The sequence below is a fragment of the Paenibacillus sp. FSL R7-0210 genome (assembly GCF_038009085.1).
Lineage (GTDB): Bacteria > Bacillota > Bacilli > Paenibacillales > Paenibacillaceae > Paenibacillus_AQ > Paenibacillus_AQ silagei.
In genome coordinates this window covers 782,442-803,270 of sequence record NZ_JBBPAR010000001.1, presented here as the reverse complement: position 1 = coordinate 803,270, position 20,829 = coordinate 782,442, and the positions used below count along the sequence as shown (strand labels likewise).

Genomic DNA, 20,829 nt, shown 5'->3' with positions numbered 1-20,829 from the left:
TTTTTCTATGCCTGGCAAGTTCAGTTGCTTGTGAAGAGAGAGAGTTAACCGATAAGTTGACAGTCCGTTCTAAATAAAAGCCTGTCATTACCATGTTATATCCGGGAAGAATTTTCACGTAGTAATGCGCTGGGATTTACTCCGAATTTCTTGCGGAACGCCTCGGCAAAATGGCTTGGATTCGAGTAGCCCACTGCGCAAGACACTTCAATGACGTTGGACTTGCCGGCTTGAAGTAGCTTTAAAGCCTGCTCCATCCTCTTTTCTCGCAGGTATCCAAAGATGGTGTTACCGTACATTTCCTTGAAGCCCACCTTGAGCTTGTAATCATTCAAACCGACCATACGCGACAGCTGCAACAATGATGGAGGATTATCCATCTGCTCCAGGATTATTCGGCGCGCTTCGCCAACGCGCAGCTGGGTCTCTTGGCTAAGCCCTATCCGTTCCTCTTTTCCTTCAAGAAAAGTGCGAAGCGCCAGTTCCAGGAGTTCTAACACCGTATACTCCAGCTCAATATTATTCATCGTTCCATCTCTTAGGCTTGCTGCAATGTGATGAAGCGAAGCGCTGGCGGAGGCTGGCGGCTTCTCCTGAAGCAACCGATACGACTTTCCTCCAAGAAGGCTGTTAAAGTCAGCCCTTTGCACTCCCCCGATGGAGGTCATAAAATGATGAAACACGCCGACAGACATCCCGATGCCCAACATTCGAAAGGATTGTGCTTGGCCTAGCTCCAATCTCGCTTCCGAGGTATTAATCAGTTGCAAACTCCAATTGGCAGGCATGAACTCCTGACGAGCGCCAGGTACACTTATCTCCCTGCTACCCTCATAACAATACCCAAACTCTACCATTGGTGCGAGTGAATCTAGGCGTATATCATGGTCCTGGTACAGCTTATAGTCTGACATAACCATCTCCAACTCAGAGCGTGGGTACAATCGAAGAACCTGTCCTATTCCTGTCGTAGGATGAAGCATATAGCTTGAACTTCCGGCTTGATGACCTCCTTCAAGCTTGTCAAAGAAATGATTGAAATTATATTGAATCGAATTGTTCATAATTAAGCACTCCATGTGTTCTCTATATGATAATTATTCTCATTGTAATGAATAATTATCATTTTGTCGAACTCCCATTCAGAATCACGAAGTGATGTACGAATCAACCGCATCTTACTTACTGGCTAATCTTTTGCTGGCAATCTGCTCTAATACTGCAGGCTTCCCCAGTTGTACATTTTCCTGTTTCTTATCCTGTACGCTGTTTCAATGTTGTACGCCGAATCTATCCTGTACGTATAAAAAAGACGCATTCGATTGAATGCGTCTTTCACTACTACTCGTATGCCGAGGACGGGCGAACCCGTACGAAGGTCACCCTTCGCTGGATTTTAAGTCTTGAAATAGTCTTCGTAGACCCTTTTCTACACTACGGGAAAATCGAGCATAAATCCTTTAACCATGCGGGTTGAAGGCACTTTTTATGTTCCGTACTCCCTGCGTTCGGAGATTTGAATATGTAGCCATGTTAGCAAAAATGTTAGCAAAATAATTGGTTGGAAGCACCAGCTTCTACTCCTTTCAAGCCCCACCAAAAGCATTTACTCTAGCTTTACCAATAGAACAGAGTTAGGTCCTAACTAAGAGTATATGATTTTTCCGAGTTATAATAGAAATATGAGAGAAAATTAAACGAACCCCTCCTAAAGCCATATAAATAGTTAAAACATCTCAGTTTTCTAACGCTGATCTTGTTCTATTGAATCGCTTATCTCGATAATGTTCTAGTATTTCATCATCATTGTAAACAAATAATTTTTTTCCCCTTTCAATAGATAAGATATTTGCTCCTTGGATAGTCATAAGGTACATATCATATTTACTTAATCCTGTTACGTCTTTAAGGGTAGCATTTTGCCAATGCATTAATCTGTTTTCTTCTGCGTTAGAAAAGTCTCCAGATAATAAATCTATAATAATTGTTTTCCCATTAAGCATTATTAAGTGCAACTTCATATCAAAGATACGGTGCAAGAATATATTTTGGGAACCAGAATCCAACACTTTTCTCCAGATGATTTCTTTATTATGAGTATATACAATAGCTAATTCATTATTTTTTAGAGACTTATCGGTATGATCGTCATCACCAGCAGATTCTTTTTCTGAATCAAAAGGATATATTATATCTAATCTAATATCTGAAAAAGCTGTTCTAATAAGTCTTCCTCCAGAAGGGCGATTAATTATACATTCATCAAAAGAACAGTTATGAAATGTTGAGTTTTTCATGTCACTAAAAGTTAGTTTAGACATTTTAAAAGATGAGTTATTAAAATTACAATCTTTAAACACACCATTGTTTATGATCGCATAATCCAAACATAGATTCGAGAAGTCTTCATTATGAAAATGAGTATTTGTACAATTTACAAGTAATGTTATGATATTTGCAGCCATATATTTCCCATATTTCAATTCTTTACTTTTTACTTTTGTAAGAATATTGAGTAGAGTTTCTTCGGCTTCTGTCCGATTATGCTTAATCATATTTTTCATTAGATCAATTAGTGTTTTAGTAAGCGGAATATCACCAATACATTGGTTGCTCCAATCAGTTTCGAATGTACTTAAACCAAACTTGTCAACAATGCAACCGCTCGAATCAACTTCACGATGAAAATATTCTGACCAAGTATATTCTTTCTCAGTACCAGCTATTAAATTTGATTGAGCTTTAGCCATGCTTAAAAAATCAAAATCTAAAATGCCTAATTCCGCCAGCAACTTATACGCTGAAAAGAATTCAATAAGTGATTTGTGAAATGGTTTGTAATCGCCATCGTCGTTCCGAATCAAAATTGTTTGACCCATCATGTCAAATTGCCAATGATCTAAATCTTTATCTTCTAAAATGACAGTTTTAAAGAGGGTTGTTAATTTGCTTGGAAAAGAACGGTAATTAATACTCAATTTATTAGTATAAAGCATTTCCCATGATATTTCTGAAAGGAAGAAAAGTTTATCTGCTAATGAAGTGAATGTTCTTTTCGACTTTATATCTCTAATCATTTTCCTGGAAACTGCATATAAATACACCCTCGATATATCGAGTTCTCTTCCTTCTTCAATTTCAGGTAAAGCCTCAAGAATTAACTCAATCATTAATGGTCTCTTAGCTAAATCAGTTAGCCTACCGTCTTTCATGATTCTATTAACCACAGTTAGATTTGTTTCTTTCAATAAGACCTCCCTAATCTGTTTCTTATTGAATTTCATAACTTCAATTACTTCAAATTGTGGTGACTCACCCGTTAAGTATTGAGTACTTGCTTTTAACTCTGCATTAAGTAAATCTCTTCCTTCCTTAGACTCTGGAAAATGCTCATTCCTACAAGTTAGAATAACTTTTGAATCCCCATTTATTACTTTTGCAATTTCCCAAAAATTATTAATCATTTTTTGTTTATCTACTTTTGATGCCATCTCATCAAATCCATCAAAAATCAAAAGAAATTTCCCCTGTTTGTTTAAATGTTCAAATACTGAATAACCAGCTAATGGTATCTCATGCTTTCTAAAGAAGAACTCTGAAAACAAAGATTCAACTGTTACGGCTTTCGCGTAGTCTCTTAAGGGAATAAACAAAGGTAACCGTGGTCGACTTGTACCGTTCTTTTTCGCTTCCAAATATCGCTGGAGTTGGTTCCAAGCATAGTGCAATGCACACCATGTTTTTCCACTCCCAAAATCCCCAAGTATTGACATATGTTTTTTTGACGGGTCACTAAGCCATCTATCTAAATATCCTTCAATACCGCCAGTATCTTCTTCATACTTACTTTCCGATTGATAATTGTTTTCCGGATCAATTTCCATTTTTCTCCCGGATAGCAAAACGTATTTTTTTTCTATTTCTTTAGACTTTATGTACTTATCAAGCCACTCAATATAATTGCTAAAATCCGCATGTTGGTCAATTAGCTCATCAAGAGTGTAACAAAATAGTTGTTCTGATCTTTCAAACATTTCACAAGCAGCTTTACTTTTCCGCCTAGCTGTTATAACCCAAGCTTCATTAAATTTACGTTCATTAAGTTCACGTAATAATACATTATAATGATAAGCGCCAATTTCATCACATATACAATGAACGAGAATTCTATCATACCCTCTTCTATTTTTGATATTAATAGCCAACTCATAGTATGATTCTCTTTTCTCTATTGTCCCTTCTATACCATATCCTAAGACTATAAAAAGTTCATGAACCTCACTAGCAAGTGTATCAAGAGAATCATCCTCTTTTTTACCGCCAAGAAGTATATGTCTATGTATCTCCTCTAATTGGATACTTTCTTGTATTTTAAAGTAGAAATTATAAACATTTTGTTCTTTCATTATTTCAATTATTTCATTCCCTTGTTTGAGATGAATACTTATACTGTGTTTTTCTTCCATAGTCTTTTTCCATTTTGTCCACCATTTATTTTCCTTAAGGTCAAGTACTTTAGGTAAACATAAGTACCAACTGGAAAATTTAAATTGTTCGCTATTAATTGCTTTGTTAAACGAATCTCGAATTTGCTTTTTTTGAGATACTCCTAATTCACCCAGAAAAAATTTACATTGATATACTTCAATTGGATTGACTCCAATGTCGCCTACAAAAACATCAATTCCCTCATCACCAGGGTTAGCTCTAACACTACTCACATTATTATTTGGATTCAGTTTTCGGATTACTGATTCACACGCCTCTTCAAAATTTGCTCTGGCTCCTTCTATACCTCCATATATCGACTTGAAATCATTCCAATCTCTCTTCACTTCAGAACCCTCCTTATTAAGTAATTACTGAACAGGCAATTTTTTCGTCAATGATAAAAATAGACCAATTGATTTAAAAGTGAAAATTAACATTCATTATTAAAGATACATAATTCGTCAATAAGCTACCATCTCCTTCCAAACACGCGTTCCATTTAAGGGAATTATGTAAATATGGTGTAAATTTGAAAATTACAAATCTATATTATACATACGATAATCAGAAAATACTTGGGAGGTTAAACAATATGCGGCAGGCTAAGGAACATTATTTGAGACAGTTAGTATCTGAATCATTAAGGGAAAGCAATGACAGCTACACAATTCAAGAGCTGTTCGAGCGCTTTCCTACGGCTACAGAACTAATGGATGTATCAGAGCAACAGTTAGTATCTATTCAGGGAATAGGCAAAGGAAAAGCTCGGCAAATCACCGCCATATTAAACTTGCAAAGGTACTGACCTTACCTAATCAAGATCAACATATCATTCGTAGTCCAAAAGACGTTTTCAACTTACTCGAATCAGATTTACGTTACGAACAGAAAGAACACTTCATCTGTCTATTCCTCAATACCAAGAACCACCTCATTTTCAAAGAGATAATCTCCATAGGCTCTCTGAACGCCGCTATCGTTCATCCTAGAGAAGTATTCCATGCAACGATTAGACGCTGTAGCGCCTCACTCATATGCGCTCACAACCACCCGAGCGGAGACCCGGAGCCGTCCATGGAAGACGTTAATATGACAAAACGACTCATAGCAGCTGGGAAAATCATAGGAATAGAAGTCCTTGATCATTTAATTATTGGTGGCAACCGTTTCTACAGTTTGAAGGAGCATGGTCATTTATAAAATTTCTTTAACTCCCATTTGTATAATCCTCAAATAATCAGATTCAAAAACCCCTCATAAATGCTTTTATCCACGGTTTAACCACACTCCGTATCGATTCTCTGCTATAAGCATTGAAATCCGTACGATATCCTGTTGAGCCTCCTACCAAAAAATTCTATCGTTTAATTAGGGGTGAAGGGAAATGAATAGCATCGAATCTATTGGGGAGAATATCAGGATTTTACGATTGAAAAACGGTTTCAGTCAGGAGCAGCTTGCACTAAGTACAGGGGTAAACACATCTTAGATTGGGCAGATGGAACGTGGAGAAAAGAACCCTACGATCAAAATACTAGAACATATCTCGGCTGCTCTGGAGATCACCCTAGTTGACTTATTAACTTTGTATGTTCCGAAGGAAGGTTTAAAAAGCGGTTGCGAGTCATCAGTTTTAACCATAACTTCTGAAACCATTAAGCAGTGTCTACTGGAGTATTGATGGACAACACCAATATGATTATTGAAAATAAGAAAAATACACAATCCCAAACAAAAAAGAGCACCCCCAAAGGCACTCTTCCACTCACTCCCCCATCCCTACTCCCCCGGCACATACTCAACCAACTCCGACAACTTACACTGAAACGTATCACACAACCTAACCAGCGTTTCCAGCTTAACCGTCTCCAAGTCCGTCTCCCGATACAGTTTATTAATCGAATTGCGGCTAAGGCCTGATTTCTCCATCAGTTCGGTGATGTCGTCGATCCGGTGTTTGGCCATTAGGATTCTTAAGTTGCTTCTCAACATGAGGCGTAGCTCCCCTCTAGTTATTATGTATGTATAGTTATGCTCCACATCCTCTTTGAAGCGATGTACCGGGAACTGCTGGATATAGATCCTACATATAAAATGCTGCTGCAAGAAAGTGATCAGTACTTCCACCAGCTTAGGAACGCCCTACCCGAGGACCAGCAGGATTCTGCTTTCCAGTATGAAGACACGCAGTTCTCTCTTCAAGTCATTACTGAGCGCTCCATCTACCTGCAAGGCTTCAAGGTTGCGCTCTATCTCTTCAATGAGCTGCGGAGTTCCTCTCCTGCATAATTCTATCTTAGTTGCACAATTTCCTGTCTCTATCGTGAACTCTGTTTCTATCCTAAATTCTGTTTTTATCCTGTACTCTTGTTTTCGATATCAGTATGTATAGAAAAGACGCATTCAGCAGAATGCGCCTTTCTCTACTACTATTTATGCCGAGGACGGGGGTCGAACCCGTACGAAGGTCACCCTTCGCAGGATTTTAAGTCCTGTGCGTCTGCCTGTTCCGCCACCCCGGCATGTTATGATGCGCGAACTAACGCGACAAGAAATATAATATCATGTATCCGGGGGATACGCAATTCCTTTTTTTAATATTGTTGCAGACGCAGCAAACAGCCCGCTCAGCCGAGACTGACACGGGCCTTTTGCTCGTCTTACCGAATCGGATCTGGTCAGATCCGTTCTGCTGTGCGCTGCTCGGACTAGTGGCGGTCACGCTCACCAGTTCTGCTGCGCATGCCGGCCAGACCCAGGAGGCCTAGGAGACCAAGCCAGCCCCAGTTGGAGCGGTTGTCGTTGTTGGTGCCTGTGGTGGTCGTGCTCTGTGCCCGGTAGCGGCCCGTTGTGTTATTGTTGGACAGCGGGGAGACGGAGCTGTTGTCGCCGGTACGGATTTTGTCCTTCATGATGGATTCGGTCTTGTGCATCGAATCTCTGGTCTCATTCATCATGGTGTTGCCCCGGCTGTCCATCATACGGTCATCCAGATTGCCCATATTCCCCATGTTACCCATCCGGCCGTCAGTCGTTGTGCTGTGCATGCCCGGAGCGGTGGTGCTCATAACGCCAGGAGTTGTAGTTGTCATACCGCCCGGCGCTGCTGCGGAGATGTCACCTGCTCCCAGCAGACTCATGGACAGGACCGTACCGCAGGCAAGACTTGTGATCAGCTTGTTCAAAATGTTGTGCCCCCTTCATGGATGTGGTTAATCGCTGATAATTTCCCCATCCGGGACAGCATCTATGCAGAGAAGTTATTCCTTCACAATGTTCACGGTCTTGCTGGACGCATTATACGTGACCTTGGCTCCAAGTGCTTCCGCAATCGCACGTACAGGCGCATAGGTTACCGCATCGTCCATGACGCCGGTCGTCAGCTTCTTTCCATTGAGCGTAATATTTACCGGGATATCCTTGTTCACCTCTGGCTCACCTCCGGTTATACGGCTTAGTGCGGCTGCACTCTGCTGGGCAGTCGGCCGTCTGCCTGCCTTCAGGTCCTGGATGCTAAGGCCGAAGCTCATCTGCAGATGAGCGTAATCCTTGAAGGAGGTCCAGTCCCCGCCCCATTCGAACCCCAGCTTCTTCCCCTCCTGCACCACCTCTTGCCAGTCTGCCACCTTGTCGCCATCCCCGTCACGTTTCATATCCCAGGACACATTCCTGCCATCCGGCAGAAGCAGCGCAAAGTCTATTGCCAGTCCGTAATTATGGTAGCTGTCGCCTCCCCGGGCATTGGTTACAATGTCGCCCTTCTTGGTTCTCCCTTGAGCATATAGCTCATTCTGCTGCGCTATCGTGCGCATGCCCTGCGTAATGAGGATCTGCACCCCCCGGTTATAGCTCCGTCTAATCAGCTCGTTCGCCCCGGCCAGTACGGCCGGATGCAGCTTCGCCAGCCTTGCGGCCGACTTCTGCTTGACCTGCTCCAAAGTAAGCATCTACTCACCCCCTGGTATAGTAAATGCCCGCTTAAGCCGGATTGCTTGCACCAATGACCGTTTTTTTCACAAAATGAGCTGTGCAGCGTCCTATCTCCCCGGATGAACTGTGCATCTACAGGCCAGAATAAGAAGACAGACCGTAAGTCAAGTCATTCAAACGAAAAGGGGGATGAACATGGAGATACACAGCGACAGCTACAGAATAGCTCCGCTTAGCGACCAGGAGGATGTGGTGGAGGTAATCCGCCAGGCGGAATCGGAGATTGCCCGGATGACCGGGAACCCGGAAGTCACGCTGATTGCCTATGAGAAGACGGATGGACACCGCAGCAAGTAAATGAAGCGTGCCGTGCTGATCCCAGGCGAACAGGTACTCTTTTAGACAATATAAGCCTCCACAATGTCATCTACAAGCAGCCACTTCCATTCCTCCGCCCACTGCAGCTTGAATTCACGCGAGTGGGTGTGAATGGAGGTCACGAACCCGCTCAGCTTCCTCTGCTCCTGAGGATCGTACAGCACCAGCGTTACCCGCACATGACTCCGCAGCGATAAGGCCAGCGTATGCTCAATCTCTTCCAGCTTCTGCTCATCCAGAACCGGCCTCAGGCTATGCCAGGTCTCCCGTTCGTCCCTCCTGATCCCGCCCTTATGCTCCGTCAACATGATTCGGCTGCTCTCCCGCAGACCGCCCGCTTCAAGCTTCTTGCCCATTGCTATTCCCCCACTCTGATGTTTATAACCCGGACTACATCATCTTTCCGCTCATAAACCGAACGTATGTTTGTATTATATCCGCGATTCAGCTTGTTAAGCAAGCAGAAATTAATGTCAGGCCAAGGACGCAGAAGGAGGGCTTTAACTGATCATTACAAAGGGTTGAGCTAGCACCACACCTGCATTGAAACAGCCATACTGTGGTTCTAGTAATTTCGCTAATCTGATGCCATCATTAGGGGAAAGGGGTAGAAAGGACGGAGATGATATTTATGATTAGAGCAGCAAATGTGGAGGATCGAGAGGGTATTTCCAGACTATTGACGCAGTTAGGTTATCCGGATACCGAGCTTTATATGAAAGAGAATATAGAAAGACTTCTTGCTGACCCCAATGAGGAGTTAATGGTCTATGAAGCGGAAGGAGGTGTTATCGCCTGTCTTTCCCTGCATTATATCCCGCAACTGGGCCTGAGAGGAGATATCGCCTCCATTAGTTATCTGGTTGTGGACTCCTCAGCTAGAAGTAAGGGAATTGGACAGGAATTAGTGGAATCCGCTTCAGCTTCCGCCACCCGAAGAGGATGTGCCAGTATCCAGGTTCATTGCCATGCCAGAAGAATAGCGGCTCATACATTTTATGAAAGACAAGGTTTCAGGGAGGCCCCAAAGTACTTCTCAAAAAGATTGGACCAATAATTCAATCGGCAGCAAAAAGACGCCTACAGTAATGCTGTACAGCGTCTTCATCTGAATCCTTTGGCGTATAAGAAGTCTTGTCTCTGCTTATTTCACTGACGAAGTCCCTGCGCTTCCAGCACCCGGTTCCTGCTTGGCATCTGTGCCTGCATCTGATACGGTTCCCGGTACGGCTTGCTCCGGTTCAATCAGTCCGGCGGCTTCTCTGGCTTCATTCAGCTTAGAGATGCCGTAGAGCATCGCTATGTCCGCCTGCTCATTCATCGTGTTGAATTCCTCAGCGGTCACATCAGGCGATACTGCGCCCTTGGAAGCCTTCTCCTTGATCTGATAGGCACTCTGGAAAGCGATCACCGAATCTCTAAGCAGCTTCTCGATCGTATCCGGCAGGCCACCCGCAATCTTGATATCGTTCACATGATCTGCAAGCTGAGATGCGGTATCCTGGAAGCTGTCCACAGCCTTCTCGAATTCTTTGTCTGTCGCTTGTCCGGTGGAATAAGAGGTTAGCGTGGTGTTGAAGTTCTCTAGCGAGGATTTGCCCATTTCGTCGAATTTCGACATTTCATTGTAAAAGTTCTGTACCGTCTCCTGTACCTCTTCCGGGGACGCCGGTTCAGCACTGTTATTGCCGCAGGCACTGAGTATCATGACGGCCACTAGCAGTCCTGCAAGTAAAGCTTGTCTCATAGTTAATATCCCTCCACTTAACAGAATAATATCGATTTTTGTTAAGTGCAAATGAAATTAATGTAAAATTCGGCGCAATGAAACATATGTCAGCAGTTAAGCGTATTCATAGGGAGAAACGGCGGGCCATAACCCGTTGATGACTGGCAATTCCTGTTATACTATAATGAATTCATCTGTTCAAGGAGAGGAAGATTATCATGGCTTATTGCACAGCATGTGGTGCGGAATACAAGGAAGGTGCCAAATTCTGCGGGGAATGCGGGGCAGGTACAGAAGAGGCCGGTTCTCCGGCAGCAGCACGCCGTCCGGCGGCTGGCCATAGCTCCGGTCCCGAAAAAGAATTATGGCAGGGCAAGCCTGCCGGCATCTCCGACCGTCTCAAGGGGCTGATCGGACTGAATACCACCAAGTATACGATTACGTCCCAGCGGATTATGGTGAAGAGCGGACTGATCGGCAAGGATGTCGAAGAAATCGAGCTGTTGCGGGTCAATGATTTCTCTGTCACTCAGTCGGTTATGCAGCGTATGCTGGGCATCGGGACGCTGATCATTTTGTCGGATGATGCTTCATCTCCACAGCTCCCCTTCTATAGAATCCGTAAGGTTCAAGCTGTCAAGGATATCCTGCGCCAAGCCGTCCGTGACGAGAAAATCGCCAACAACATCAGCTACCGCGAGCATATCTGACGCTTCGTTACACTTGGTTATGGAAGGTAGAGGGCTCCTGCCGGAATTACGCCTTTGGCCTGGCTGGGGCTCTCCCACATCAGTACCGCCCGCGCATCCCCCTGGTTCTCATAGTACTCCACCTTCAGCTCATGCAGCTTCCCTGCAATCAGACTCACTGTGCCTTGCCGCTCCTGCCCGCTCTGCTTAATCCAGCTGTCAATAATCAGCTTCCCGTCGATCCATATCCGGATTCCGTCATCTGAATACGAGTAGATCGTATAGGTCTCACTGTAGGCAGCGCTTATTCGACCGCTCCAGCGTACGGAGAACAGATCTGCGTGAACGGCCGGATCAGGCGCCGCCTGCCTCCAGACGAAGTTAATATTGGCATCTGTCCGGGTGAGGGCAGGCGTGCCGCTAAGTGTAATATTGTTATAATACTGCCCATAGAGGCCCGGCTTAGGGAGTACCCCTCCTGAAGAAGCATACGCCGCCGCCTTGGCCGAATAATCATCTCTGGAGAACACGGCACTATTCTTCATAAAAGCCTGAATTACTGCATCCTTATTGCGCTCGTACAGCATCTTGCCCCAGGTCATCTGGTAGCTCCATTTGTTCTGCGTGCCTGCCAGCACAGCTGGCGGAGGAAGCTCCCCGTTCTCGCCGATGGCGATCAGCTTGCCGCGCCCCAGGTCCCACAGCGTATCATGATGGCTTACCTTGTAATCCCCCTCGAAAATATCTGCTGCCAGCACATCCACTCTGCCGCTGCCCGGATAATACTTCGCCGGCTCCTCACTATTCTTGTTCTTGGCATTCGGACTCCATACCCACAGCAGATTGTGCAGCTGATGATAGACGGTGTACCGCTGGAACATGATCTCCCAGAGGGTCACGAAGGAGGATTTCTGGCCCCACCAGAACCAGCCGCCGTTCATCTCGTGGTAAGGTCTCCAGAGTACGGGGACACCGGCGTCATCCAGCTTTTTCAGGAAAACAGCTACCTTATCGAGCTCCGCAATCATTGCCGTATACTCTGGCGTTCCCGCTGTGATGTACTTGCTGAAATTAGCTTCGCTGAGGCTCATGGAGACATTCGTCCAGGCCGGAGCACTGCCCGGCAAGTTGGCATGATAGGTCATCGCTACGATTCCCCCGGCCTTATGCCAGCGGATCGCACTGTCGGTTACTCCCTGCCGCTGGCTGCTGATAAGCTTCTCCGTCTGGCCGCTGATCGGCCCCATCTCATAACCGTGTAGTCCGGCGTAGCTGCCAGCGGTATTCTTCAGCTTGTTGTTGATATCATCCGGGCTCTCCAGGTAATCATGCTGACCGCTGATCATTCCCTGGCCCTGCAGCCAGTACAGCGTCTCCAGCAGCTTCCGTGCAGGCGCCCCCAGCTCCGCGTCAGCGGGAGACATCTGTATTTTGCGAAAAGCCGCTTGCCACTGCACATCACCTATCAGCCGCGAGGCTGAATCCAGCAGGTCCCTGAGGTTGCGCTGTTCCACATTTTCCACCATCCTTTTCCTTGTGTTTGTACATATTATGACGAATTGTGGAACTTCAGCACGGCAAATGCACAGAATTCGGACTGTCGCAATCCGGTATTCTTACGCTATACTATTCAGGGCATAGGCATTATACCCATACCCACTTACAAAGGAGCAGATATGAAAGCCAAAAAGTCCATCATCAGTCTCATCATTATCGCCCTGCTCAGTCTTGCCGCCTACCTGCTGGAGGAGAACGGGCAATGGCTGCCGCAGACCCCTTCTGCGAATCCTTCGGAGGTCGTGAAGCTGAAGTTCCCGGCAGACCGCTACCCGGAGACCGCGAGGCACATCCAGAAGGCCATCCGTAAGGGAGAGTCGGCCATCTGCACGATCAACCGCAAGGAGGCGGAGGAGAACCGCAAGGCGTCTCTGAAGGGAGTCCCCACGAAGAAAGGCTATGACCGGGATGAATGGCCGATGGCCATGTGTGATGAAGGCGGAGCCGGGGCGCATATTGAGTACATAACACCCAGTGATAACCGCGGAGCGGGAAGCTGGGTCGGCAATCAGCTGGAGGCGTTCGCAGACGGTACGCGTGTGGAGTTTATTTTCAAATAGGCCGGCCTGTGGGGGATGTTGTTCAATTTCACTGCGATAAAGCGTAGAATGAAATGGGATAATATAACTTAGATGGAGAGCCGGAAGTGTTCTATATCTGTTATCGGGGCAAACGGCTGTACGGCCCTATGTCCGAAGCTGAAGCCTTACAGGAATGGTTCGCGCTTGCAGGAACAGTCAAGGAGCTCTATATTATTGAAACCGATGCAGCTACAGGCAGAATCAAACGCCAGATCGGGCCAACGGTCCGTGCTCATAAGAAGAAAAAGAAATAGCCCTATCCGGCACAGGCCGGACAGGGCTACACTGGCTATAGGCGGTTCTAGAACAAACAGGCTTTAGTGATGATAACCAGCAGAATGAACAGAACCAGAATGGCACCTGTCGAAGTCCAAGGGCTTACTACCGGAACGATTGGAGGTCCCTGATTCACTCCACCTACGTTATTTCCACAACCGCAACCATACTCTGCTCCCATAATTAATTCCTCCTCTTGAATATTGAATACAGCACAGAATATGTGGAATTCCGCCCCGTTGCATGGGCCAATTGGCAAAGAAATGCCTTTTACCTAACGGACAGGCGTCCAGTAGTCGATATAGAGTATGAAGCAATAGCTTAACAACAAATGAAGGGAGGAATGCCGGATGGATATTGCTGCATTATCCGTAGTGATGAGCCAGTCATCCTTACAGCAGGCCGCAGGGCTGCAGGTGATGAGCCTTGCCAAGGAGCAGGCGCAGAGCAGCGCCCAGGATATGGTTCAGATGCTGAGTCAGGCCACGCACCCCACCTTGGGAAAAACACTTGATATTCGGGCGTAATTCCTTTATGCTTACATACATAGGAACACCCGTTCCATATTTCAGCCGTTGAAGAGTACGTGCTGAACTGCTGCTTAGCCCTTAAGGGCTTTTCTTTTGGCCAATAACACGAACATACGATCTTATATATGGGGTGATTGATTATGCAAGGCTATTATCAGATGACCGCTTTGGAGAAATGGACAGAGGATCTATACCAGCGCATTGGCGTCCGCAAGCCGGCCGATATCTCCATTGATTACATAGCGAAGCAGCTCAATATCTGGGTACACTATCTGGATGTCAGAAGCAAGGCGATTGAGGCTGCGGCCGGAATGTACAGTATGTTCATCGACAACCGCCTCCCTCCCGAGCTGCAGCGGCTGGAATTCCTCCACGAGCTCTGTCATCTGCTGCGGCATGCCGGCAAGTCTACGCTTATGCCCGGAGTGTTCACGCAGGCGCAGAGAGATGAATCCGACCGGTTCATTCTGTATGCCTCCATGCCCTATAGTATGATTTCCGCGAATACGCTGCCCGAGCTTCGTGAGGATGCCGTTGCCGAGCTGGCTGTAGCGTTCCAGGTTCCCGTTCCCCTCGCGCTGCAGCGGATCGACCAGATCCAGAGACGGATTTTCCAGGGGCAATTAATGGCTGTTATGGAACGTAACGAAGACAGAAATATCATCCACAGACATATTCGCTAAGCGCTGCGGGGATAATACGCTATAGACCCGGAGGGCGGAGATTCCCCTCTATAACAGGGTTAGATTCTACTGTAAAGGGGATCAAGATCAACGTGGAAGCCTTGAAAGTCATTCAATTATTGCTGACTCATCCTGAATATAGCGTGGATGCCGTTCATCCTGAAATTCCGGATTTTGTGGGTATCGAGACGATTGAAGTGGACCACGTTACCCAGACCTTCTCCATCCTGCTGCAGGAGCCTAAGGAATACGGCTGAGAGCAGGATTTTACAGTATAACAATTACATAGAACAGCCCCGCTAACACGAACCGGTACAGCGCGAACCACTCCAGGCGGAGCCGCTTGATCAGCTTGATGAACGTGACTACAGCAATCATGGCTACGAGGAAGGACGTCACGAATCCGATCAGCATCAGGGTCAGCGTATCTGTACTGAGTAGATCCCTGCTGTCATACAGGTCCAGGAGGCTTGCTCCGAACATCACCGGCACGGAGATCAGGAAGGTGAAGTCCGCAGCGGCTTTCTGGCTGGTTCCCAGCAGCAGACCGCCTGAGATCGTCGAACCGGATCTGGAGAACCCGGGCCACAGCGCCAGACACTGGAACAGCCCGATGCCGAAGGCTTGCTTGTAGTTTATCCCGTCTACCGTCTCTGACGTTACGGATCTCCTGCTGCGTGCAGCGAAGATCATCAAGAGACCACCGGCAATCAGACCAATGAGGACCGGCTTGGGGCCGAATAACTGGCTCTTGATCGTGTCTTTGAAGAGCAGATACACCACTAGTGCCGGAACCATAGCCAGGAGCATGTGGATGGCGTTCAGTCCCTTGCTCTTGGAGAAATCCAGCTTCAGCATATTGATCCCGATGTTCACATACTTCTTCCAATACAGCAGCAACACGGCCATTACCGCACCTAGCTGGATCACGATTTTGAAGGTAACCGCAGCCTCCCCCTCGAACTTCAGCAGATCCCCTGCCAGGATAAGGTGCCCGGTAGACGAGACCGGCAAAAATTCAGTCAACCCCTCAATAATCCCTAATATAATTGCTTTGATAGCTTCAGTCACTGGTGAATAGCCCCTTTCGGAAGTGAATCAATATATTTCCAGTATAAGAGGCTAAGATGGAATTCCCCATCGAATGAGCTAACAATATGGGAGTTGGTGTGACATAAATGTCATGTGGTTTATTGTGATCACAAAAAAGCCACCAAGCTACTGGTGGCAAAATTTCATTATGCTCTATTCGTAAAATAGCCGCTATGCTAATTGTGTAATAACAAGATGTGCTGAAACGGGTCTTGTTCCTCCCGCAAGAGGAGTAATCGTAAGTGCAGCGGCATTTCCGGCAGGATTGCGAACGGTTAGAATACTGTTAATGACCGTTGTTTGCACGATCGCCATTTCTACGATTTGTGAGGTACCTGTTGCCCGCCCAACTACGGTATAAGCGAGATCTGCACCATTTAAAGTCAAGATTAGTTGTCCGGCTTCGGTCACGCTAACCTGAAACAGCACTTGATACGTCCCAATGGCCGCTAAATTAAAAGAACTCGGCCCGATCCGGGTAATCGTTGTCCCGCTGGTAGGGCCATCTTGAGGAAAGCTTACATCTGTGCCCGGCGCTACCGTTGCCGCATTATCAGGAGGCATCAGAGCAAAGAAATCAGCAAATCCTAATACCCCTCCCGCCGTTCCTGTTGCCCCGGTTGCTCCTGTTGCCCCGGTCGCTCCTGCAGCTCCTGCGGCTCCTGCGGCTCCGGCTGGCCCAGTGGCTCCTGTGGCTCCCGCCGGCCCTGCAGCTCCTGCCGCTCCGGCCGGCCCAGTAGCTCCGGCAATGCCTTGCGGCCCAATCGCTCCCGCCGGACCAGGTTCACCCTGCGGGCCCTGGGGACCTATGAGGCCCTGCGCTCCCGGAACTCCCTGCGCCCCTTGCGGGCCAACGGGCCCCGCTGCTCCCTGGGGGCCTATCGCTCCGGATGGCCCGGGCACACCTTGGGGGCCTTGGGGCCCTGGAGGGCCACCGGCAGGTCCTTGAGGACCTGCTGTTCCCTGGGGGCCTCTTGCCCCCGGGATTCCCGGTATGCCTGGGGAGCCCTGTGCTCCTTGGGGCCCTGTGGGACCAATGACAGTAGGAGTAGTGACATTGACTTCAGGCGGTGGACAGGTTACTTTAACCACCTTTTTAATCACTTTTTTAACAACTTTCCGATGTTCTTTTCTTTTTCTTTTTGAAGGAACGAGGGTGACGATTTTTTTAGGATGACATTTTTTATCGTCTGGACAACTCAATACGGACACCTCCCTAATAAGATAGTGTAGTGTACGCATCCCATCCGGTTTAGAAATGGACGAACAACTAGTTTTTACTAGTCAGCAACCTAATTCCAAAAAAAACGGGCGTTAGCCATAGTAGTTACGCCCTTGAATACATCACAATGTCCCACACCAAATTTTATTATTTTTCGTATTTTAGGATTGGACAACTGATACTTCCCCTGTCAGATCCGAATTTCTAATTCGGGTCTGTTTTTTGGTTATTCTCCTTCAAACTCATGCTACATCAATTAAGCTGACGTTATAAAAGATGTGCAACTTCAGATGCACAATTCACGTAAAACTGATAAAGGAGTTGGTAAAAATGGTTGTCTTTGCTATTCTATTTGTACTGATTGCAATCCTGAATATCTTCTTCCCGGCCATGGGCTGGTATATGCGTTATGGTTGGATGGTAAAGGGCGATTCCGAACCAAGTGAGGCTTATCTCATGATGAGCAGAATCAGCAGTGTGATTGTACTTATAATCTTTTTCTTGTTCTTTTTGCCTTCTATGTTTGGTTAGGGATGTAAGTTAACAATAAAACAGGAGCTTCTGGCGCTTCCCTGCCAACCACTCCTGTTTTTATTTTCTTTTAAAGCTTTTCGCCCTGTTAAGGAATAGCAATGAGCGCATGGGGAAGGCCGATACAATATTTGTTAACATGGAATACAGCAGCTGGTGCATATTAAAAACCCCCTTGCTAGGCAAGGGGGTTAAGTGAAGTGGGCCCTACAGGACTCGAACCTGTGACCAATCGGTTATGAGCCGACCGCTCTAACCAACTGAGCTTGGGGAAAGGTTAAATTACATATAATTCAGTTCACAATCACCCGTTTCCACTGTTATTCCGGTCAGTATATTTAACCCTATTATAGTTAGCTTGCTTGAAATCCCATCTATGACCGGACTGACTCCATCTTGTGCTTTTATATGCACCCGTGAATCGCTCATACCGCGGACTCAGCGTCCGCGCGAGATGCTGAGCGGCGTAAATCTTCTGCTCCGGATCGAGCGCGTCGAAAGATATCATCGACGTTCGCACGACCCAGCCGGCGCGCCTCGTCCGATGCATTACCAATTCGGCCGCCTAAATCATTTGCCGCACTCCGGGAACGACGAAGATCAGATACCAAGTTATCCCCCGTCTGTCCTGCAGCCCGGCGGAAGTCGAGTAAATCATCAGTTGCTCCACGGAGTGCAGTCCGCATACTCCGGACTGCACCGGAAATAAAGTCCCTCGCTTCAAACGGGACCGTCACTTTTGTTGTCGCTGCAATGGTTTTTCACCACCTTGCATTTATAGATATAGGTCTTTTAAGCATTCGAAATATAAATCTACAAAGCAGGATATTTAAACAAATTCACGAATAACTGGGATGGGCATATTGTGAAGTTCGTTAAGTGATTTCATCAGAGATAACGCAAAACTTATTAATAAATTTAATACTGAAGGGAAGCATTATGAAAAAAGTAATGATAATATTATTTTTCTTGGTTCTTATTGGTTGTTCTCATAATGAAAGAAGTAAAGTTTCTACAAATAACTCAATAAATACAAACAAAAATGAAACAAAAGGAGTAGAGACAACCGTTAAAATAAAGGCAGAATCAAGTGAAGCCCCTGGAACTAGCGATGAATCAGAAATTAATAATCAGATTAGCTCTTACGCAAATCCCAACAACTCTAATATCACCTCAGAAAACCAGTCTATTTCGAGTGAAGACGCAGCAATAAAATTAGTGAGTTCCAAGTTAAATCAAGAGCAATTAAGGATTTCGTCTATAAATATAGTTGGAACTGATGATGAAGGGAATTACATAGTTAAACAATCTAGTAAAGCTACAACTGAAGTTATGGAGTGGTACCATGTGAATCTAGTTACTCAAGAGATTAGTTGCGAGATACTTGGAGACACCTGTCTTGATGACAACACTCCCCTGGTAACAGATGATCTAAACGAGCTTTCCCTAGAACAGCAACAGGCTTTGGAACTTGCTAAATCATTTGCAGCCGATAATTTAGTTCAACACGGCTACGTCGATAAACTTACATATGTTGAGTTTTCTCAAATGGAAAATGAAAATTTTGTTTTTCAGATTTATAATCCAGGATCTGGGGGGACAGATACAATTGATTGGTTAACTGTGGATCTAGACCAAGGTTCTGTTGTTTCAAAATTTTATTTAAGCAAATAAAGATCTATATCATTTTCTTAGAACTCTCTTGGCTTCTTCTTCGGCGACTATGCCGGCCGCAAGACAGAAATAATACTGCCGCTGTTTATCTACCTCATACGGAAGGACCTCAGCTGGCAGCCGCTTCTGGTTTATCCAAAAGGATGCTATCCAGCTTGCTTCTCCGTCTTGCTTGATGAGTTTTTTGCTTCTTTCAATAATGCATCCTTTGTCTCCTGGAACTTGGTCACTGCTTTGCTCAGCTCCGCATAATCAGCAGGGTTGTCCAGGATGCGCGGCGGCAGCTCATACTTATTGATACAATTGAAAGCCAGCAGCAAATCCTTGTTATTCCAATCAAATTCGTGCTCCGTTGCCTTGACGATCATCACATCGATCTCGTTATAAGACTCTTTCGGATCGCCGTTCTCTTCATAAGCCAGCTCATAGGCCCGGCGTACCTCAATGGTAGTCAGGCGGCGTACTGACCAATCCTCTCCGTCTGCTGGTACCGTGATGGTTCATCGTTCCTACCTGTTTTGCCCTTGGATAGATATTTTTCTAATTTAGCGGTCATGCAAAAGACCTCCATATTTTTGTATTAGAATGCAAAAAAGTCGCTGGCGCTTCCCTGCCAACGACTCTTTTACTATTTTCGTTTAAAGCTCTTAGCCCATTGGAAAGTCATTTCTTGAAAACTCACCTGTTTACGCCAAGTCTTGTGAGTAGTTTCCCACTCATTAACTGCCTTTTTGTACGGTGTGTAGAACCACCAATCACTGATATCCCAAGAAGAAAAAATCTTTCTATAGGATTTTCCAAATGAAATGTCATGAGGATATCTTCTTACAGCCTTGCTTGCCTGCCGTTTGATCCAACGACTTGCCTGCTCTTTACATACGGGTGTTTTCTTAATACTTCTACTCAAATCAACTCTAACCTCCTTCAGGGAAGCTAGAGTCCGTCCAGTAATTTCATTGATTCACCCCTTATTTTTCCTTGATCAAATCATAAACCGATTAAATCACTGAAGCAACCATCTTTATGCCATATAAGCTGGGAACTGCTCAATGAAATCAAAATCATTTGCGGTACCGGAAAGCGTAATGTCGATTCCGTTATTGTCGTCGATCTTCGCCACCAGGAGATCCATCTCATCATGAATATGCACGCCGCTGATCATCACCCGTTCCACATTCCCAGTTTGCATATCCTCAAGTGAGCCGGTGATTCGGTCCAGGAACATGGTCTTTCCCGCCTTGAAGTCAGCCAGAAGGCGGTAACGAAGGGCAGACTCCAACTTCGACATCACCAGTTTTACCGTAATTTCATACCCAACAATCTGCTTCGTCTTGGACATCTTCCGCGAACGGATAATATCCAGTGTCTCCGGCTTCAGAATAACTTCCACTTCATTGATCGTTTGAATTGAATCTCCATTATCATCCTCCACCGATAAATTACGGCCAATCAGCTCGCGTTCCATG

General features: G+C 45.8%; 27 protein-coding genes and 2 tRNA genes. 13 read left to right on the top strand and 16 right to left on the bottom strand.

Annotated elements, in window-relative coordinates:
• Positions 1-95 precede the first annotated feature (95 nt).
• Positions 96-1,064 (bottom strand): helix-turn-helix transcriptional regulator, encoded by a 969-nt coding sequence (locus MKY64_RS03585; protein ID WP_340950919.1) that lies wholly within the window; start codon positions 1,062-1,064, stop codon positions 96-98.
• 672 nt (positions 1,065-1,736) lie between these two features.
• Complete coding sequence (locus MKY64_RS03580) at positions 1,737-4,835, bottom strand: NACHT domain-containing protein (protein ID WP_340950916.1); 3,099 nt, start codon at positions 4,833-4,835, stop codon at positions 1,737-1,739.
• Positions 4,836-5,083: 248 nt separating this feature from the next.
• On the opposite strand from MKY64_RS03580, the gene MKY64_RS03575 reads away from it, so the two are divergent.
• Both MKY64_RS03575 and radC read left to right on the top strand, forming a co-directional pair.
• Entirely contained in the window at positions 5,084-5,296 is a 213-nt protein-coding gene (locus tag MKY64_RS03575) for a hypothetical protein (RefSeq protein ID WP_340950915.1), read from the top strand.
• Positions 5,209-5,691: a RadC family protein gene (gene radC, locus MKY64_RS03570; protein WP_340958009.1), complete on the top strand. Its 483-nt coding sequence runs from the start codon at positions 5,209-5,211 to the stop codon at positions 5,689-5,691. Before MKY64_RS03575 ends, radC begins: the two co-directional genes overlap by 88 nt.
• A 579-nt stretch (positions 5,692-6,270) precedes the next feature.
• Here radC and MKY64_RS03565 read toward each other — a convergent pair.
• Positions 6,271-6,483, bottom strand: a complete 213-nt coding sequence (locus tag MKY64_RS03565; protein ID WP_076154267.1) for a helix-turn-helix domain-containing protein — start codon at positions 6,481-6,483, stop codon at positions 6,271-6,273.
• A 39-nt stretch (positions 6,484-6,522) separates the two neighbouring features.
• On the opposite strand from MKY64_RS03565, the gene MKY64_RS03560 reads away from it, so the two are divergent.
• Entirely contained in the window at positions 6,523-6,780 is a 258-nt protein-coding gene (locus MKY64_RS03560; protein WP_036724182.1) for a hypothetical protein, read from the top strand.
• 147 nt (positions 6,781-6,927) lie between these two features.
• Here the strand turns inward: MKY64_RS03560 and MKY64_RS03555 are convergent.
• The 3 genes from MKY64_RS03555 to MKY64_RS03545 all read right to left on the bottom strand — a co-directional run bounded on the left by MKY64_RS03555 (position 6,928) and on the right by MKY64_RS03545 (position 8,438).
• A tRNA-Leu gene (locus MKY64_RS03555) sits at positions 6,928-7,013 on the bottom strand.
• A 186-nt stretch (positions 7,014-7,199) separates the two neighbouring features.
• Complete coding sequence (locus MKY64_RS03550) at positions 7,200-7,676, bottom strand: WGxxGxxG family protein (RefSeq protein WP_051477936.1); 477 nt, start codon at positions 7,674-7,676, stop codon at positions 7,200-7,202.
• A 75-nt stretch (positions 7,677-7,751) separates the two neighbouring features.
• Positions 7,752-8,438: a M15 family metallopeptidase gene (locus MKY64_RS03545; protein ID WP_340950913.1), complete on the bottom strand. Its 687-nt coding sequence runs from the start codon at positions 8,436-8,438 to the stop codon at positions 7,752-7,754.
• Positions 8,439-8,616: 178 nt separating this feature from the next.
• Between MKY64_RS03545 and MKY64_RS03540 the strand changes: the two genes are divergently transcribed.
• Complete coding sequence (locus MKY64_RS03540) at positions 8,617-8,778, top strand: hypothetical protein (RefSeq protein WP_200869526.1); 162 nt, start codon at positions 8,617-8,619, stop codon at positions 8,776-8,778.
• Between the two features lie 41 nt (positions 8,779-8,819).
• Here MKY64_RS03540 and MKY64_RS03535 read toward each other — a convergent pair whose 3' ends face one another.
• Positions 8,820-9,155 carry a YolD-like family protein gene (locus MKY64_RS03535; protein ID WP_340950910.1) on the bottom strand — a complete coding sequence of 112 codons (336 nt, stop codon included), beginning with the start codon at positions 9,153-9,155 and terminating at the stop codon, positions 8,820-8,822.
• Between the two features lie 275 nt (positions 9,156-9,430).
• Here MKY64_RS03535 and MKY64_RS03530 point away from each other — a divergent pair, with 275 nt between their 5' ends.
• A complete protein-coding gene (locus MKY64_RS03530) occupies positions 9,431-9,856 on the top strand; it encodes a GNAT family N-acetyltransferase (RefSeq protein WP_036724186.1) in 426 nt (141 codons plus the stop codon).
• A gap of 87 nt (positions 9,857-9,943) precedes the next feature.
• On the opposite strand, the gene MKY64_RS03525 is transcribed toward MKY64_RS03530, so the two are convergent.
• Positions 9,944-10,546, bottom strand: a complete 603-nt coding sequence (locus tag MKY64_RS03525; protein WP_036724189.1) for a hypothetical protein — start codon at positions 10,544-10,546, stop codon at positions 9,944-9,946.
• A 200-nt stretch (positions 10,547-10,746) separates the two neighbouring features.
• Between MKY64_RS03525 and MKY64_RS03520 the strand changes: the two genes are divergently transcribed.
• Positions 10,747-11,238: a PH domain-containing protein gene (locus MKY64_RS03520; RefSeq protein ID WP_036724191.1), complete on the top strand. Its 492-nt coding sequence runs from the start codon at positions 10,747-10,749 to the stop codon at positions 11,236-11,238.
• Between the two features lie 17 nt (positions 11,239-11,255).
• Here MKY64_RS03520 and MKY64_RS03515 read toward each other — a convergent pair whose 3' ends face one another.
• On the bottom strand, positions 11,256-12,731 hold the full coding sequence (locus MKY64_RS03515) for a glycosyl hydrolase (protein WP_340950906.1): 1,476 nt from the start codon (positions 12,729-12,731) through the stop codon (positions 11,256-11,258).
• Between the two features lie 162 nt (positions 12,732-12,893).
• Here MKY64_RS03515 and MKY64_RS03510 point away from each other — a divergent pair, with 162 nt between their 5' ends.
• On the top strand, positions 12,894-13,334 hold the full coding sequence (locus tag MKY64_RS03510) for a NucA/NucB deoxyribonuclease domain-containing protein (RefSeq protein ID WP_209871837.1): 441 nt from the start codon (positions 12,894-12,896) through the stop codon (positions 13,332-13,334).
• A gap of 86 nt (positions 13,335-13,420) precedes the next feature.
• Positions 13,421-13,609, top strand: a complete 189-nt coding sequence (locus tag MKY64_RS03505; RefSeq protein ID WP_036724199.1) for a hypothetical protein — start codon at positions 13,421-13,423, stop codon at positions 13,607-13,609.
• A gap of 47 nt (positions 13,610-13,656) precedes the next feature.
• On the opposite strand, the gene MKY64_RS03500 is transcribed toward MKY64_RS03505, so the two are convergent.
• Positions 13,657-13,812, bottom strand: coding sequence for a hypothetical protein (locus tag MKY64_RS03500; RefSeq protein WP_155991357.1), 156 nt, complete (start codon positions 13,810-13,812; stop codon positions 13,657-13,659).
• A gap of 169 nt (positions 13,813-13,981) precedes the next feature.
• Here MKY64_RS03500 and MKY64_RS03495 point away from each other — a divergent pair, with 169 nt between their 5' ends.
• The 3 genes from MKY64_RS03495 to MKY64_RS03485 all read left to right on the top strand — a co-directional run bounded on the left by MKY64_RS03495 (position 13,982) and on the right by MKY64_RS03485 (position 15,101).
• Complete coding sequence (locus MKY64_RS03495; protein WP_076076056.1) at positions 13,982-14,158, top strand: YjfB family protein; 177 nt, start codon at positions 13,982-13,984, stop codon at positions 14,156-14,158.
• 143 nt (positions 14,159-14,301) lie between these two features.
• On the top strand, positions 14,302-14,844 hold the full coding sequence (locus MKY64_RS03490) for an ImmA/IrrE family metallo-endopeptidase (RefSeq protein ID WP_036724201.1): 543 nt from the start codon (positions 14,302-14,304) through the stop codon (positions 14,842-14,844).
• A gap of 92 nt (positions 14,845-14,936) precedes the next feature.
• Entirely contained in the window at positions 14,937-15,101 is a 165-nt protein-coding gene (locus MKY64_RS03485) for a hypothetical protein (RefSeq protein ID WP_155991360.1), read from the top strand.
• A gap of 10 nt (positions 15,102-15,111) precedes the next feature.
• Here the strand turns inward: MKY64_RS03485 and MKY64_RS03480 are convergent, their stop codons facing one another.
• Both MKY64_RS03480 and MKY64_RS03475 read right to left on the bottom strand, forming a co-directional pair.
• Positions 15,112-15,915 carry an undecaprenyl-diphosphate phosphatase gene (locus MKY64_RS03480; RefSeq protein ID WP_036724204.1) on the bottom strand — a complete coding sequence of 268 codons (804 nt, stop codon included), beginning with the start codon at positions 15,913-15,915 and terminating at the stop codon, positions 15,112-15,114.
• 192 nt (positions 15,916-16,107) lie between these two features.
• Positions 16,108-16,839 carry a collagen-like protein gene (locus MKY64_RS03475; RefSeq protein ID WP_340950903.1) on the bottom strand — a complete coding sequence of 244 codons (732 nt, stop codon included), beginning with the start codon at positions 16,837-16,839 and terminating at the stop codon, positions 16,108-16,110.
• A gap of 649 nt (positions 16,840-17,488) precedes the next feature.
• Between MKY64_RS03475 and MKY64_RS03470 the strand changes: the two genes are divergently transcribed.
• On the top strand, positions 17,489-17,689 hold the full coding sequence (locus tag MKY64_RS03470) for a DUF6199 family natural product biosynthesis protein (protein ID WP_036724228.1): 201 nt from the start codon (positions 17,489-17,491) through the stop codon (positions 17,687-17,689).
• Between the two features lie 201 nt (positions 17,690-17,890).
• On the opposite strand, the gene MKY64_RS03465 is transcribed toward MKY64_RS03470, so the two are convergent.
• Positions 17,891-17,956 (bottom strand) — tRNA-Met (locus MKY64_RS03465).
• 672 nt (positions 17,957-18,628) lie between these two features.
• Between MKY64_RS03465 and MKY64_RS03460 the strand changes: the two genes are divergently transcribed.
• Positions 18,629-19,363, top strand: a complete 735-nt coding sequence (locus MKY64_RS03460; RefSeq protein WP_340950901.1) for a hypothetical protein — start codon at positions 18,629-18,631, stop codon at positions 19,361-19,363.
• A 146-nt stretch (positions 19,364-19,509) separates the two neighbouring features.
• On the opposite strand, the gene MKY64_RS03455 is transcribed toward MKY64_RS03460, so the two are convergent.
• The 3 genes from MKY64_RS03455 to MKY64_RS03445 all read right to left on the bottom strand — a co-directional run bounded on the left by MKY64_RS03455 (position 19,510) and on the right by MKY64_RS03445 (position 20,828).
• Positions 19,510-19,731, bottom strand: coding sequence for a hypothetical protein (locus tag MKY64_RS03455; protein WP_340950900.1), 222 nt, complete (start codon positions 19,729-19,731; stop codon positions 19,510-19,512).
• A gap of 260 nt (positions 19,732-19,991) precedes the next feature.
• Positions 19,992-20,270 (bottom strand): hypothetical protein, encoded by a 279-nt coding sequence (locus MKY64_RS03450; protein WP_036724232.1) that lies wholly within the window; start codon positions 20,268-20,270, stop codon positions 19,992-19,994.
• A 114-nt stretch (positions 20,271-20,384) separates the two neighbouring features.
• On the bottom strand, positions 20,385-20,828 hold the full coding sequence (locus tag MKY64_RS03445; protein WP_340950897.1) for a phage tail tube protein: 444 nt from the start codon (positions 20,826-20,828) through the stop codon (positions 20,385-20,387).
• Position 20,829: the final 1 nt, after the last annotated feature.

Coding starts and splice junctions, on each gene's coding strand:
- MKY64_RS03585 (WP_340950919.1), bottom strand. CDS start 1,064: ATGAACAATTCGATTCAATATAATTTCAATCATTTCTTTGACAAGCTT.
- MKY64_RS03575 (WP_340950915.1), top strand. CDS start 5,084: ATGCGGCAGGCTAAGGAACATTATTTGAGACAGTTAGTATCTGAATCA.
- MKY64_RS03565 (WP_076154267.1), bottom strand. CDS start 6,483: ATGTTGAGAAGCAACTTAAGAATCCTAATGGCCAAACACCGGATCGAC.
- MKY64_RS03560 (WP_036724182.1), top strand. CDS start 6,523: ATGCTCCACATCCTCTTTGAAGCGATGTACCGGGAACTGCTGGATATA.
- MKY64_RS03545 (WP_340950913.1), bottom strand. CDS start 8,438: ATGCTTACTTTGGAGCAGGTCAAGCAGAAGTCGGCCGCAAGGCTGGCG.
- MKY64_RS03540 (WP_200869526.1), top strand. CDS start 8,617: ATGGAGATACACAGCGACAGCTACAGAATAGCTCCGCTTAGCGACCAG.
- MKY64_RS03535 (WP_340950910.1), bottom strand. CDS start 9,155: ATGGGCAAGAAGCTTGAAGCGGGCGGTCTGCGGGAGAGCAGCCGAATC.
- MKY64_RS03530 (WP_036724186.1), top strand. CDS start 9,431: ATGATTAGAGCAGCAAATGTGGAGGATCGAGAGGGTATTTCCAGACTA.
- MKY64_RS03525 (WP_036724189.1), bottom strand. CDS start 10,546: ATGAGACAAGCTTTACTTGCAGGACTGCTAGTGGCCGTCATGATACTC.
- MKY64_RS03520 (WP_036724191.1), top strand. CDS start 10,747: ATGGCTTATTGCACAGCATGTGGTGCGGAATACAAGGAAGGTGCCAAA.
- MKY64_RS03510 (WP_209871837.1), top strand. CDS start 12,894: ATGAAAGCCAAAAAGTCCATCATCAGTCTCATCATTATCGCCCTGCTC.
- MKY64_RS03500 (WP_155991357.1), bottom strand. CDS start 13,812: ATGGGAGCAGAGTATGGTTGCGGTTGTGGAAATAACGTAGGTGGAGTG.
- MKY64_RS03495 (WP_076076056.1), top strand. CDS start 13,982: ATGGATATTGCTGCATTATCCGTAGTGATGAGCCAGTCATCCTTACAG.
- MKY64_RS03490 (WP_036724201.1), top strand. CDS start 14,302: ATGCAAGGCTATTATCAGATGACCGCTTTGGAGAAATGGACAGAGGAT.
- MKY64_RS03470 (WP_036724228.1), top strand. CDS start 17,489: ATGGTTGTCTTTGCTATTCTATTTGTACTGATTGCAATCCTGAATATC.
- MKY64_RS03460 (WP_340950901.1), top strand. CDS start 18,629: ATGAAAAAAGTAATGATAATATTATTTTTCTTGGTTCTTATTGGTTGT.
- MKY64_RS03455 (WP_340950900.1), bottom strand. CDS start 19,731: ATGATCGTCAAGGCAACGGAGCACGAATTTGATTGGAATAACAAGGAT.
- MKY64_RS03445 (WP_340950897.1), bottom strand. CDS start 20,828: ATGGAACGCGAGCTGATTGGCCGTAATTTATCGGTGGAGGATGATAAT.